The 206-nt window shown below is 68.9% G+C and carries 1 pseudogene; it reads left to right on the forward strand.

The features are described from left to right. Positions 1-191: pseudogene (locus tag STRTUCAR8_RS15765) on the forward strand (catechol 2,3-dioxygenase); the annotation flags it as partial. Between the last annotated feature and the right edge of the window lie 15 nt (positions 192-206).

The following is a 206-nucleotide window of genomic DNA, read 5'->3' on the forward strand; positions in this document are numbered from 1 at the left end:
AGACGTTCTTCCTCTACGTCTACGAACCGGGCGGCAACCGCGTCGAACTGTGCAACCCGCTCACCCGCCTGGTACTCGCCCCCGACTGGCCGCTGATCACCTGGACGCAGGCCGAGCGCGCCAAGGGGCAGGCGTGGGGCCTGAAGACCATCGAGTCCTTCCACACGCACGGCACGCCCCCGCTCGACTGACAGCCCCCGACGGTG

This window comes from Streptomyces turgidiscabies Car8 (genome assembly GCF_000331005.1).
Lineage (GTDB): Bacteria > Actinomycetota > Actinomycetes > Streptomycetales > Streptomycetaceae > Streptomyces > Streptomyces turgidiscabies.